The sequence below is a fragment of the Fibrella rubiginis genome, assembly GCF_017353185.1.
In the GTDB taxonomy this organism is placed as follows: Bacteria; Bacteroidota; Bacteroidia; order Cytophagales; family Spirosomataceae; genus Fibrella; species Fibrella rubiginis.
Map to the genome: position 1 here is coordinate 101,405 of NZ_JAFMYV010000002.1, position 13,566 is coordinate 114,970.

The 13,566-nt window shown below is 56.3% G+C and carries 11 protein-coding genes; 6 read left to right on the forward strand and 5 right to left on the reverse strand.

What is annotated here, in order from left to right:
* Window positions 1-17: 17 nt before the first annotated feature.
* The 3 genes from J2I47_RS03935 to J2I47_RS03945 are packed head-to-tail and all read left to right on the forward strand — an operon-like array spanning window position 18 to window position 2,909.
* Window positions 18-812, forward strand: coding sequence for a hypothetical protein (locus J2I47_RS03935; protein ID WP_207363259.1), 795 nt, complete (start codon window positions 18-20; stop codon window positions 810-812).
* 26 nt (window positions 813-838) lie between these two features.
* Window positions 839-2,149 (forward strand): glycerophosphodiester phosphodiesterase, encoded by a 1,311-nt coding sequence (locus J2I47_RS03940; RefSeq protein WP_207363260.1) that lies wholly within the window; start codon window positions 839-841, stop codon window positions 2,147-2,149.
* A 4-nt stretch (window positions 2,150-2,153) separates the two neighbouring features.
* Window positions 2,154-2,909, forward strand: a complete 756-nt coding sequence (locus J2I47_RS03945) for a hypothetical protein (protein WP_207363261.1) — start codon at window positions 2,154-2,156, stop codon at window positions 2,907-2,909.
* A gap of 9 nt (window positions 2,910-2,918) precedes the next feature.
* On the opposite strand, the gene J2I47_RS03950 is transcribed toward J2I47_RS03945, so the two are convergent.
* On the reverse strand, window positions 2,919-3,647 hold the full coding sequence (locus tag J2I47_RS03950; protein ID WP_207363262.1) for an SDR family oxidoreductase: 729 nt from the start codon (window positions 3,645-3,647) through the stop codon (window positions 2,919-2,921).
* A 179-nt stretch (window positions 3,648-3,826) separates the two neighbouring features.
* On the opposite strand from J2I47_RS03950, the gene J2I47_RS03955 reads away from it, so the two are divergent.
* Window positions 3,827-4,669, forward strand: a complete 843-nt coding sequence (locus J2I47_RS03955; protein ID WP_229374269.1) for a metallophosphoesterase family protein — start codon at window positions 3,827-3,829, stop codon at window positions 4,667-4,669.
* 11 nt (window positions 4,670-4,680) lie between these two features.
* On the forward strand, window positions 4,681-5,139 hold the full coding sequence (locus tag J2I47_RS03960) for a hypothetical protein (protein ID WP_207363263.1): 459 nt from the start codon (window positions 4,681-4,683) through the stop codon (window positions 5,137-5,139).
* Window positions 5,140-5,361: 222 nt separating this feature from the next.
* Here the strand turns inward: J2I47_RS03960 and J2I47_RS03965 are convergent, their stop codons facing one another.
* The 3 genes from J2I47_RS03965 to J2I47_RS03975 form a co-directional block, all read right to left on the reverse strand.
* Complete coding sequence (locus J2I47_RS03965; protein ID WP_207363264.1) at window positions 5,362-8,064, reverse strand: MGH1-like glycoside hydrolase domain-containing protein; 2,703 nt, start codon at window positions 8,062-8,064, stop codon at window positions 5,362-5,364.
* Window positions 8,065-8,323: 259 nt separating this feature from the next.
* Window positions 8,324-9,139, reverse strand: a complete 816-nt coding sequence (locus tag J2I47_RS03970) for an alpha/beta hydrolase (protein WP_207363265.1) — start codon at window positions 9,137-9,139, stop codon at window positions 8,324-8,326.
* Window positions 9,140-9,338: 199 nt separating this feature from the next.
* The gene (locus J2I47_RS03975) at window positions 9,339-11,630 is read right to left on the reverse strand and encodes a GH92 family glycosyl hydrolase (protein WP_207363266.1); all 2,292 of its coding nucleotides are present in this window, start codon (window positions 11,628-11,630) and stop codon (window positions 9,339-9,341) included.
* Window positions 11,631-11,794: 164 nt separating this feature from the next.
* Here J2I47_RS03975 and J2I47_RS03980 point away from each other — a divergent pair, with 164 nt between their 5' ends.
* Window positions 11,795-12,313, forward strand: a complete 519-nt coding sequence (locus J2I47_RS03980) for a YetF domain-containing protein (protein WP_207363267.1) — start codon at window positions 11,795-11,797, stop codon at window positions 12,311-12,313.
* On the opposite strand, the gene J2I47_RS03985 is transcribed toward J2I47_RS03980, so the two are convergent.
* Complete coding sequence (locus tag J2I47_RS03985) at window positions 12,289-13,566, reverse strand: acetyl-CoA hydrolase/transferase family protein (RefSeq protein WP_207363268.1); 1,278 nt, start codon at window positions 13,564-13,566, stop codon at window positions 12,289-12,291. The genes J2I47_RS03980 and J2I47_RS03985 overlap by 25 nt on opposite strands.

A 13,566-nucleotide genomic window follows, 5' to 3' on the forward strand; every position in this document is an offset into this window, starting at 1 on the left:
CGGCTGCTAATGACACCATGATTCACGCACGATTACTGATCATTATACTGCTGCTGCTCACGACGGCATCGGCCTGGGGACAGCAACGCCCTGGCCGCACCAAACGAGCGCCCAATCCATACCGGCGGGCTTACCAACAAGGCCGATTTGTAGCTCCCGACTCCACCTCGCCGCAGGTGCCTTTTGTGCATTTCCCGTACCCACTGGCCAGGGGCATCAACCGGGCCACGCTGGGCGTAACATTTACTACGTCGCCCCGCGATATTACCGAACAAACGCAAATTGACGTACCGGCGGGTGATCTGGTCATTCTCCGGGGGCTGACAAAGAACCTGGCCTTAACAGGAGAGATGAAATTCCAGTTTCTGCAAAACAACGCCATGGCAGGCCTGCGCCGCACCTTTCCCATAAAAGGGCGCTTCTACGGCTCGGCGGGGGCAGGTCTGGGCGGCTGGTTTGGTATGCTCCGGCTGGCCGATTTCAACACGAGCGGCTTTGGGTTTATGGGGGCTGCCGACGTGGCGGTTGGGTTTCGCTCCTCGCGTGACCTGCTGGTTACGTTTCGCTTGCAAAAAGACCTAGGCCTGCTGAATAGAACGGCCGTAGGCCAAACCGTGTCTGACGACGGGCGGATTGTCTCGAACGGGTATGGGGCCACGGTCACGCTGGAACAGGCCTTTTTTGGTCGTCGCCATGCGGCCATTGGTTTCCGGGCACTCTATACCAATTTCAACTGGCAGTTCTGGTCGCTGTACGATACGTTCGACCGAAATATTTTTTATCCCGAAGTGTTTATGGGCTTCTTTTTGTAGCCCCTGCCATATACCATTCCAACGCTATGAACGTATCCTTTTTTCGCTCCCTGACCCTGTTTCTGCTGGCTGGTTTTGTCGCGTATCTGGGGGGAGGGTGCCGTACCAAATTCGATACGGCCGTTGTCATTCCGCAGAACCTGAAGGCCGGTCTGGATCTGCCCGGTGCCAAACTGCTGTTTGCTCAAACCCGCAAGGCCTGCGAAGGAGTGTATGCGGTATCTGACGGCTCAGATGTTTTTGGTGCCGAAATTGCCGCCAAGTGGAGTTACACGGTAAAAAACAAAGTCGATACCACCTACCATTTCTCGCTTTTCTGTGAGCCTCAGGCTACCTATTTTGTGCTGGAAGGCAGGCAGGTAGCCGACTCCATTATATTTCTCGGCTATTGGCGGCGGCTGGTTAATGCCGACGTAGGTACGGCCCGCTTTGTGGTGCGGCGAAACGGCGGCGCCCGTGTGCTGCTGGCCCCTGACTGCTGCCAGGCGCTAAAACCGGGCGATGTAGTCTTCAAGGGCATGTACGGCAACGGAGAAGAAAACCAGAAATATCCCCTGACGCTCTCGTTTAACCGGCCGCTGAACCCCAAGCCGTTTCAGATTATAGCTCACCGCAGCGGAGGGCGCACCTCTGATCTGCTGCCCGCCTCCGAAAACTCGGTCGAGATTATCCGGCTGGCACCAGAGCTAGGGGCCACGGGTGTTGAATTCGACATTCGGCAAACGAAAGACGGTGTACCCATTCTGTATCACGACGATCAGCTTAACCTGCGTCTGACGCAGAAAAGTGGCCTTATCGGTCCGGTAGAGAACTATACCTACAAACAGCTCACCTCCCTGGTGCGGCTGGTTAACGGCGAACAGATACCCACGCTGGAAGAAGCACTGACCGCCGTAATCGACGACACGCCCCTGCAAACGGTCTGGATGGATAGTAAGCTGATTCGGGATATGCCCCTGATTCGGGAAATTCACAAAAAATACATCGCCAAAGCCGCCGCACAGGGCCGGAAGGTAAACATCTACATCGGCCTGCCCACCGAGACGACGCTGAACCAGTTTGAAGCCCTCGACGACCACTTGTCGGCTCCGTCGCTTTGTGAGCTGGATACGTCTATCGCCCGGCGTATCAATGCCAAAGTCTGGGCGCCCCGCTTTACCCTTGGCAACCCCGTTGAGTCGGCAAAAGTGATGCAGGCAGCGGGCCTGAAGGTCTTTGTCTGGACGCTCGACGTGCCCGACTTTGTTCGTCAGTTCATCGATGGGGGGGCGCTGGATGGTATTCTCACCAACTATTCGGCCATTGTGGCTTACTATCATTATGTACAAAAGCCCTAGCCCCATGTCCTTTTGCCGTAACTGGTTTATTGCCTGGCTGGTTGTGGGTCTCGCATTCAGCGCCCTGGCACAGCAGCCAGCGCCCACACCGGCCCGCGCCAGAAAGGCAACGGCTAAGCCGCGGAGTGGCTATAAACAGCGGGTGTTCAACGCCCGTGCACCGGGTTATACCAAAAAGGGGCAGCTCCGTCGCCTGAGCCCCGACCAGCTTTGGGACGCTCAACCCGACTCGACAAGACCCAACCGGGGTCCATTTCGACTACTGGTGTATGCTGGCCTGGGCGCATCGTATTATGCCACCCCGCTAAACAGTCCGGTTGCGCTGGTGGATAAACAGCAACTCCGCTGGTCGATACCGCTTTCGTTGCGGGTGATGTGGCAAACCGACCACCGCATGCGGCTGGGTATAGAAACGGGCTACGTGAGCATGTACAGCTATAAAGGCACCCGCAACGGCGAACTTGCCAACGTGCGGGTGTCGGCAACGCCCATTCTGGCGGTGTTTTCGATGTCGGTGGTCAAACGATTCGCCCTGTATGCGGGTACCGGACCTTACCGGATTAACTCGAACCTACAGTACGACGGCGATACACAGGGTACTACCTATAGCCTGGGCTGGATGGCGGCGGGTACCTACACGCAGCCCCTGGGCAAAAACATTGGCATTGCCGCCGAGCTGAAATGGTATGATGCCACCCAAACCAAAGACGCCTGTTTCATTGCCCAGGCCACGCTGGTCTGGCGGGCACTCACGTGGTAAAGCCCTTCGCTAGGCTACCCCGTTCATGGCATTAAATGCTTTTCGCAGGTCATCCTGCGAGGCATGTGACCTGGTTTCGCTGGACGCAAAGGTCAGTTCCGTTTTGCCGGCTTTCATCTGCTCGAATACCGCATCAACGAAGTCGCTGACCGGTGGGGCGTAGTTGTGAAGACCTTTGCCACCCAGGTCGGTGTTCAGCGCGGGGGGAATCATTTCGATGACCTCGATGCCGTTGGGTGCCTGCATGACACGTAGCGACAGGGTAAACGAACGAAGGAATGCTTTCGTGGCCGAGTATACGGCCACCTTGGCCAACGGGGCAAACGCTAAGCCTGACGTGACGTTGATAAGCGTTTTGAGCGATGGTAATTTGGCAAAAAGAGCCGCCAGATGCAGGGGAGCCTCAATGTTCGTCGTCATCTCTTCTTTAACCCGTTCATAAAAATCGTTGTCATCTATTGACATCCACTGCTGAATGCCCGCGTTGTTAACCAGCACATTAAGGTCGGCGTGTTCGGCTGCTACCCACTGGTAGAGCGCCTCCCGTTCGGCAGCGACCGATACATCGCATTGTCTGGTGATCACGCCGGGGAGCCTGTCGGCCACCTCCCGAAGCACATCTTCCCGCCGCCCACAGATGATGACGGTGTTGTTTTCCTGCACAAAGCGTTCCGTAAGGCCGAGGCCAATGCCCGACGCGCCACCTGTAATTAGTAATTTGTTTGCCGTAATGTTCATGAATGTGCGCTGGTTTGGTTGTGGGTCGGTCGCAAAGGTAAAGCGAACCGGTAAGCCAGTATGGCGCAAAGCAATCCAGATGGTGCCCCAGGCCTACCACTTGTCGGAAGGCTCTTCCATAAACCAACGCCGTGCCTTTGCGGTTTAGTTATCTCCGTTCAACGTAGCCAAACCCACTTTTGGAATCACCAACTTTCGCTTTTCTGGCCGACACCCAGGCCCCTATGTGGATAGAAGCCCTGTTTTTGAAACAGCGCGATAACGTCAAAGCTACCCAGGCTATTTTCCGCGACATCCTGAAACGGCATCCCGAAACGCTCTACTGGCTTGGCGACGTAGTGGTGCTGGGCTATAAAAATGCCGCCTGGCCCATGGTCGATACGTTCCTGGCCAACTGCGAAGAAGCGGGCATCGACGTGAAGGCCATTATGGGCAATCATGATGTGATGGGACGGCCTAAAAAGGGGCAGCGCAACTTCCAGAAGCGTTTTCCCGATCACGTACCCACCGGCTATGCCCACGTGACAGATGGGGTAGGCGTGATTCTGCTGAACTCGAATTTCAGCACCATGACGCTGGACCAGCAAAAGCAGCAGCAGGCCTTTTACGAAAAACAACTTCATGATTACGACGACGACCCGGCTATTCGGGCGGTGATCGTGACCACCCACTACGCTCCGTTTTCAAACAGCCGGCTGGTGGGTTCGAGTAAGCCGGTGCAGCAGCGGTTTGTGATGCCGTACCAGGCCTCGAAAAAGGCGAAGCTGTTCATCACGGGCCACGCCCATGCGTTCGAAAAGTTTGAAGTGGGGGGCAAGGTATTCCTCGTCATTGGCGGCGGTGGCGGTCTGAAACAGCCGCTGCACACAAACCCCTATAAATTTGAAGATCGCGCCCTGGACTACAAACCCATGTTCCATTACCTCACCGTCTGGCGCGAAGAAGACAACCTCCACGTCTGCTCACACCGGCTCACCGACGACCATAAGGGGTTTGAAGACGGCTATGGGTTTGTGATTTAACAGATACCACTATGCTCAAAGCGCTTACCTGCTGCCTGCCCGCTTTCGCCGGGCTGCTACTGTTGACCTGCCAGGCGAAGAAAACAGCTACCACCGAACAGGCTGCTCCCACCATCAGCAGTGTGACCCGCTGTTACGCCCTGACCATGAACGGTGATACCGTCCGGCTGACTGTGCGGCAAACCGGGAACGACGTGACGGGAAAACTGCTCTACCAGCTTTCGGGTAAAGACCGCAATACAGGCACCATCCGGGGAACCATGCATGGCGATACCCTCCGGGCCGATTATATGTTTCACGCCGAAGGGGTAGAGTCGATCCGGGAAGTAGCGTTTCTGGCTCAGAAAGGCGGTTTTCTGGAAGGCTTTGGTCCCGTTGAAGAAAAGAACGGCAAGATGCGCTTCACCCCAAACACAGCGGTCACGTTCAGCGGCAACCGGATTTTGAAGCAGGCCGATTGTCAGGAGTAGTTTATCCCACAGTATCCTAGAGATAGGGATATAGGGATATAGGGATCATAGGGATCATAGGGCGATGCCCCATGCAATGGATTAAGCCCCTTCAGGGCTGTTTGTTCTGTTCGCGCTTAGCAGCCCTGAAGGGGCTTAATCCATTGCATGGGGCATCGCCCTATGATCCCTATATCCCAATCTCTAGGACCCCTATGATCCCTATGATCCCTATATCCCTCCTTACTTCGCTACCAAACTCACCTCACCTTTCACCTTCGACTGGGTATAGTACTCGATCAGGTCGGCGACGAGACCTGTCCAGCCGGTTTGGTGGTTAGCGCCGAGGCCGCTGCCGGAGTCGCCGTTGAAGTATTCGTAGAAGAGCAGCAAGTCCTTAAAATTGGGGTCGTCGGTGAAGCGATTGAGGTCGCCCATGGCGGGAATCTGGCCGGTGGCATCGATGCGGAAGAGGCTGATGAGGCGTTCGGCCACCAGCAGGGCGGCTTCCTTTATGCTCATCACCTGCCCCGAATGCGTGGGGTATTCTACCTCATAATCGTCGCCGTAATACTGGTAGAACTTCATCAGCGAGTCCACCAGCAGAAAGTTCAGCGGAAACCAGATCGGACCGCGCCAATTGGAATTACCCCCGAAAATGCTTGTTTCCGACTCCGCAGGCACATATTTCACCCGCAGCAGTTCGCCGTTCATGTGCAGCTCATAGGGCTGCTTCTCGTGGAATTTTGAGAGTGCCCGGATGCCATAGTCCGACAGAAACTCGGCCTCGTCGAACATGCGGCGCATCAGCATTTTCATCCGGTGGCCGCGCAGCAAACTCAGCAGGTGGGTAGACCCCTTACCCGGCTCGTGCCAGCGGCTCACCAGCGACGCCAGGTCGGGACGATTGGTGAGCACCCACTCCAGCCGCCGCCGGAAGTCGGGCAGTTTCGAGAGCAACTCGTCGTCGATCACCTCTACGGCAAACAGGGGAATCAACCCCACCATCGACCGGATTTTCAGCAGCCGCGCCTGTTTGTCGGGGGTATGGAGGATATCGTAATAGAACTGATCTTCTTCGTCCCAGAGGCTGATGTGCTGTTTGCCCAGGTTGTTCATCGCCGAAGCGATGTGCAGGAAGTGCTCGAAAAATTTGCTGGCCATGTCCTGATACGACGGACGAACCAGCGAGATTTCGCAGGCAATGCGCAGCATATTGAGCGTATACATGGCCATCCAGCCCGTGCCGTCGGCCTGCTCGATGCGCCCACCCATCGGCAGCGGCTGACTCCGGTCGAACACCCCGATGTTGTCGAGCCCCAGAAAGCCCCCGCCAAAGATGTTGTTGCCCTCCACGTCTTTGCGGTTCACCCACCAGGTAAAGTTCAGCAGTAGTTTGTGGAAGACGCGCTCCAGAAAGGCCACGTCGCCCACGCCGTTGGCCTGCTTGTCGATCTCATACACCTTCCACGTCGCCCAGGCGTGAACGGGCGGGTTCACGTCCGAGAAATTCCATTCGTAGGCCGGAATCTGCCCGTTGGGGTGCATGTAGTATTCGCGCAGGGTTACGGCCAGTTGCCGCTTGGCAAAATGCGGGTCGATGCGGGCGAGCGTGAGGGTATGAAAGGCCAGGTCCCAGGCCGCAAACCAGGGGTATTCCCACTTGTCGGGCATGCTCAGGATGTTGGCCGTGTACATATGCCGCCACGTTTCGTTGCGGGCGTATACGCGTCCCTGAAACGGAACGGGCATTTTTGGGTCGCCCTTCAGCCACTCGTTGACGTTGTAATAGTAGAACTGCTTGTTCCAGAGCATACCCGCATAGGCCTGCCGCTGAATGTTGACCAGGTCGGCCCCGGCGTTGGGTCCGTGGTGGGCGTTATGCTGAATCTGGCCGTAAAAATCATCCGCTTCGGCCAGCCGCTGGGCAAACGTGGCGTCGAAATCGGCGAACGGCCCAGCCGAATTCGGTTGGGTAAGCTGCGTTTGGTCGCTAAACCGAAGCCGAATTTGGGTGCTGCCTCCAGCGGGCACCATCCGGGTGTACCGCGCGGCTGCTTTGGTGCCGATCCGGTTGGGGTTCACGTATTCGGGTCGCCCCGTTATCACGTAGTTGTTGATTGCATCTTTGGGGTAGGGCGTGCTGTTAGGTCTGCCGTAGAGACGTTCGGTATTGGTTTCGTTTTCGCAGAAAAGCAGTTCGTCGGCATCTTCGCAGTAGAGTTTGTACTTGCCCAACTGCCGGTGGTTCACCTCAATCTGATTGGTCGAAATACCCGTGAGCATAGGCCGCACGCTGTACTGCTCATACCCCCACGACCACGTATTCCGAAACCAGATCGTAGGCAACAGGGTCAACGGGGCCTCCACGGGGCCACGGTTGTGGGCCGTTACGGTCACGAGCCAGTCGTTCTGGTCGGCTTTGGCGTATTCGATGTAGATGTCGAAGTACTCGTTCTGGTCGAAAATACCTGTGTCATGCAGCTCATATTCCGGCTCCTGCCGACTGCGCCGCATGGTTTCGATCACCAGCTTGTTGTAGGGGAACTCGGACTGCGGATACTTGTACAGCATCTTCATGTACGAGTGCGTGGGCGTGCTGTCGAGGTAATAATACAGCTCCTTCACGTCTTCGCCGTGATTGCCTTCGGGACCGGTCAGCCCAAAGAACCGCTCTTTCAGGATGTTGTCTTTGTGGTTCCAAAAGGCCAGGGCGAAGCAGATATGGCCCTTGTTGTCGGCAATGCCGCCGATGCCTTCTTCGCCCCAGCGGTAGGCGCGGGAGCGGGCCATGTCGTGGCTAACGTGGTTCCAGGCATCGCCATAGGCACTATAATCTTCGCGGACGGTACCCCAGGCGCGATCAGATAAATAAGGGCCCCACTTCTTCCAACCTTTATTATCAGCCCGGTCATAGATCCGTAACTTTTCAGCATCTGCCTGCATATCGTGTCAATAGGATTCGTAAACGGATGATGAAGCGCAAATCCATTTCCAAAAATACAGGCTGTAGCACGATTCACGGACATTTCCTCAAAAAGTGCAGCAAAATGGCCTGATAGTCAAGGGTTAACTTACCTTGTGGTAACGGGTGTGGCGTGTTTTTTATCATCCCTAAGCATGAGGGATCTACTTTCCAAACTTGGAATTGAATGATATGAAAGTAGATCCCTCATGCTTCGGGATGATAAAAAACACGCTACCCTCACCTCGGAAATCCGTTACGGAAGAAGAGCAGGTGATATTCAACGTTGCCCCGCCAATAGTCCCAGGTGTGGCCGCCGGGGCGCTCTATGTAGTCATGGGCGATGTTACGCTGTAAGAGCTTCTGGTGCAGGGCTTTGTTTACGTCGTAGAAGAAATCGCCCGTGCCGCAGTCTACCAGCAACCGTAGTTCGCCGTTCTGGATAGCATCGGCGGCGGTGCTTACGGTATTGGCCGTCCAAACGTCGGGGCTGGTTTCGGCATCGCCCAGCAGGTCTCGTAGTTCCCAGTTTTTCGGAAAAGGCCGGAAATCGACTCCACCGCTCAGGCTTGCCGCCTGACTGTACAAGTCGCGGTGGCGCATAGCCAGAAACAACGCCCCATGCCCACCCATCGACAACCCCGTGATGGCGCGGTGCTGCCGGTCGGGCTGGGTGCGGTATTGCCTGTCCAGGAAGGGCAATAGCTCTGCGGTCATAAACGTCTCGAACCGTACGGTGGGCTTCACCGGACTATCCAGATACCAGCTATTTTGACCATCGGGACAGGCAATAATGACGTTGTAGCGATCAGCGTAGTTGCTTAGCTCGGGTGCCATGCCGATCCAGTCGCGGTAGGTACCGCCGAAGCCGTGGAGCAGGTAAACGACCGGAAACCGTTCGGCGCTGGCCGAGGCGTACCGGTCAGGCGTGATAACCAGGCATTTGATGGCTTTGCGCATAGACGCACTTTCCACAGACACAGTGTCGACCTTCCCCGCAACAGCAGTGAGGCTGAGGAAAAGGGCGATTAGGAGTAATAAGGGGTGTTTTGACATGGAGGAAAATGTTGATATAGTTGAGGCATAGTTTCGCGCTTGTGGCTTCGCGCGTCGTGCCCTTCGACAGGCTCAGGGTGACAGGGAAGTTGAATCAAATGCACTAAACTGCTTTAGATGGGCTGTCACCCTGAGCCTGTCGAAGGGCACGACGCGCGAAGCCATTCCAGCGCCCAGCTACTTTTGCATCCGCCAAACATCACTTCAGCTCATTTGACAATGAATATGGAAAATCGCCCACCTGGGTGCCGCGCTGCTTGTTGGGTGTGGCGCTCATATCAACGTCGAGGGTGGCACCCTGCATGAGGGCTGCGTGGCTCAGCCAGTTTCTTGAATAGGGTTTACCGTTCATTTTCAGCCCGTTGACGTACCGGTTTTTGATGCTGTTTTTGGGAGCGTTGATCACCACTTTTTTGCCGTTTTCGAGCGTCATGGTCACCTTGCCAAACAGCGGTGCGCCCAAGACGTACTGATCCGTAGCGGGGCAGACGGGGTAGAAGCCCATCGCCGAAAACACGTACCAGGCCGAGGTTTGGCCGTTGTCTTCGTCGCCGCAGTAGCCGTCGGGGGTGGGCAGGTAGAGGCGGTTCATGACCTCGCGCACCCAATACTGCGTTTTCCAGGGCTCACCGGCGTAGTTGTACAGGTAAATCATGTGTTGAATAGGCTGGTTGCCGTGGGCATATTGACCCATGTTGGCAATCTGCATTTCGCGGATTTCGTGGATCACGCTGCCGTAATAGCTATCGTCGAAAACGGGAGGCAGCATGAACACCGAGTCGAGCTTATTGGTAAACTGCTTCGGGCCACCCATGAGGCCAATCAGCCCCTGCACGTCGTGAAACACCGACCAGGTGTAATGCCAGCTATTGCCCTCGGTAAAAGCGTCGCCCCATTTAAAGGGGTTGAACGGTGTTTGAAACGAGCCGTCTTTGTTTTTACCACGCATCAGCCCGGTCTGCTTATCGAACAGGTTGCGGTAGTTCCGGCTGCGTTTGGCAAACAGGTCGATTTCGGCTTTGGGGCGGTTCAATTTCTTCGCCAACTGGTAGATCGTGAAGTCGTCATAGGCGTATTCCAGCGTCCGGGCGGCGTTTTCGTTGATCTTCACGTCGTAGGGCACGTACCCCAGTTCATTGTAATACCTGGCCCCGCGCCGACCCACAGCATCCATTGGCCCTTCGTTGTTGCTGTTTTTGATCAGTGCCTCATACAGCGCGTTGATGTCGTAATTTTTGCCACCTTTCAAATACGCATCCGACACCACCGACGCCGAATTGGAACCGACCATCACATTGCGCAACCCCGGACTACCCCATTCGGGCAGCCAGCCGCCTTCTTTGTAGGCGTTGGCCAGGCCCTCCTGCATGTGGGCGCTGATACTTGGATACAGCATGTTCAAAAACGGAAACAGCGACCGGAACGTGTCCCAGAAACCGGTGTCGGTAAACAGATAGCCGGGCCGCACTTCGCCGTTGTAGGGGCTGTAGTGGACCACCTTCCCGGCGGCGTCCATCTCGTAAAATTTACGGGGAAACAGCAGCGCCCGGTACAGGCAGGAATAGAACGTACGGTACTGATCGGGGGTGCCGCCTTCTACCTGAATACGCCCCAGTACGGTATTCCAGGCCGTTTTTGCTTTTTGCTTCACCGTCTCGAAGTCATCCTTGCCCAACTCGTTCAGGTTCAGTTCAGCCTGTTCGGGGCTGATGAACGACGAGGCCACCCGCGCGTGGACCACCTCACCTTTGCGGGTCTGGAAACCCACCACGGCCCCCGCCTGATCGGCCTGAATCTCCAGCAGGTCATTGGCCCACTTGCCGTTCTGCCATACTGCGTGCCGGGCAAAGGGTTTGTCGAACACGAGCACGAAGTAGTTCTTGAAATTGGCCGGAACGCCGCCGCTGTTTTTGGTTGTGTAGCCCACAACCTTGCGTTCGCCGGGGACAATGCGCACGTACGAGCCTTTGTTCAGCGCGTCGATCACCACCTGGGCACTGTCGGTTTTGGGAAACGTGAACCGGAACGATGCCGCCCGTTCGGTAGGGGCAATTTCGGTAGTCACGTCATGGTCGGCGAGGTAAACGGAGTAATAATACGGCTTGGCTACCTCCGATTTGTGGGTGAACCAACTGGCGCGCTGTTCTTCTACAAAACGCGGCCTGCCCGTCATGGGCATGATCGAAAACTGGCCGTAGTCGTTCATCCAGGGCGAGGGCTGATGCGTCTGTTTGAAGCCCCTGATTTTATCAGCGGCGTAGGTGTAGGCCCATCCGTCGCCCATGCGGCCGGTTTGGGGCATCCAGAAATTCATGCCCCAGGGCAGGGCAATGGCGGGGTAGGTGTTGCCGTTGGAGAGACTGGGTTTCGAGTCGGTGCCCATCAGCGGGTTAACCCACTCCACGGGGTCGGCAGCGGGACGGGTGGGTGGGGTCTGGGCAGTGGCAGCAACGGTACTCAGTAACAACAACGAAATAAAAACGTGGCGCATGGTGGCTGGGTTGAAAAGAATGCCAAGATACGCTGCCTATGCATGGCGGTTCATCCCCATTGCTCCCGGTTTGGCTCCACCACCGCGTTACTTATTCTGTGGTGACCCTGGAACTGAAACAGTAGCTTACCCCAGCGGTTAGCTATAGACAACCAATATGACCTATGATTGACTACCTGTTTGGCGATTTACTACATGACGACAAAACCCTCACTGCGTTTCAGATTGTGGCGCGGGCCGTGCTGGTGGCCGTTGTTGCCCTGCTTTGCGTCCGCGTTACGGGGCGGCGGGCGTTTGGCCTGAAAACCCCTTTAGACAATGTTATTACCTTTCTGCTGGGTGCTACCCTCAGCCGGGCTATCGTTGGCGACGGGGGATTTGTGGGCATCGTGGCGGGGTCATTGACCCTGGCCTGCCTGCATCGACTTATCGCTTACGTTAGCTGCCGGAGCGATGGCTTCCGCAATTTCATTAATGGCAAAAGCCAGATACTCTATGAACAGGGTATTTTTCAGGATAATAATCTGAAGAAAAGCATGGTTGCCCCCAAAGAACTGGAGGGTGTGGTACGCAAAGAAACCAACCTCGACTCGCTGGACCTGATTCAGAAAGCAACCATGGAGCCAAGCGGTGAGGTGAGCATTGTGCTAAAAGACAGCTACAGCCTGCCAAAGCGTGCATAAGCCTGCTGCTCAAGGCTTTCGCGGTGGTCGGGATGAGCAATATTGATGAGCAGCCGCGCCCGCTGCCGCAGGTTCTGGCCATATAAATCGGCGATGCCGTATTCCGTCACGACGTAGTGGACGTGGGCGCGGGTAGTGGTCACGCCCGCACCTTCTTTCAAAAACGGCACGATCTTGCTCAACCCTTTGCTGGTGGTAGAGGGCAGCGCTATAATGGGTTTGCCGCCTTCGGAGAGCGATGCCCCCCGCACAAAATCCATCTGCCCACCCACGCCCGAATACTGCATCGTGCCAATGGTGTCGGCGCACACCTGCCCCGTCATGTCGATCTCGATGGCGCTGTTGATAGCCGTTACTTTCGGATTTCGGCGAATAATGGCCGTGTCGTTGGTATAGCTCGCCTGCTTCATGGCCACGGCGGGGTTGTCGTCAATGAAGTCATACACCCGCTGACTGCCCATCACAAAACTCGACACGATGCGGTAAGGCAGCACGGTCTTGTATTCGCCTGTGATCACGCCACGCTCCACCAGGTCGATGATGCCGTCGGTGAACATTTCGGTGTGAATGCCCAGGCCCTTGTGGTGAATCAGTTCGGCCAGGGTGGCGTTGGGAATGCCGCCAATACCCAGTTGAAGCGTGGCCCCATCTTCCACCAGCGAGGCTACGTATTGCCCTATTTTACGGTCGGTAGCGTCGATCTCGGCGGGTTTAACCTCATACATCGGCTCGTCGACCTCCACCGCCGCGTGCAGCATCGACACCGGAATAAGGCCGTCGCCGTGGGTACGGGGCACGCGTGGGTTCATCTGCGCAATGACGTATTTGGCCGCCCGGATGGCCGACAGCGACACATCCACCGATGGCCCCAGCGAACAATACCCGTGCTGGTCGGGTGGCGACACCTGGATCAGTGCTACATCCACAGGCAGGATTTTCCGGCTAAACAGCAGGGGCACTTCACTCAGAAACACGGGTACATAATCGCCGATGCCCTGCGCCAGCGACCGCCGCATGTTGGCCCCGATAAAAAACGAGTTGGGCCGAAAACTAGCCTGGTGCTGCGGCTCCAGATAGGGCAGGGGGCCTTCGGTATGTATGTGGCAAACCTCCACGTCGCGGAGCCGGTCGGCCTGCGCTACCATGGCCCGGATAAGTACGTGTGGCGTCTGGGCAACGCTATGAATAAACACCCGGTTGCCCGACTGTATGGCCGAAACGGCCTGTTCGGGCGTGGTGTAGGGAAGGGGCAT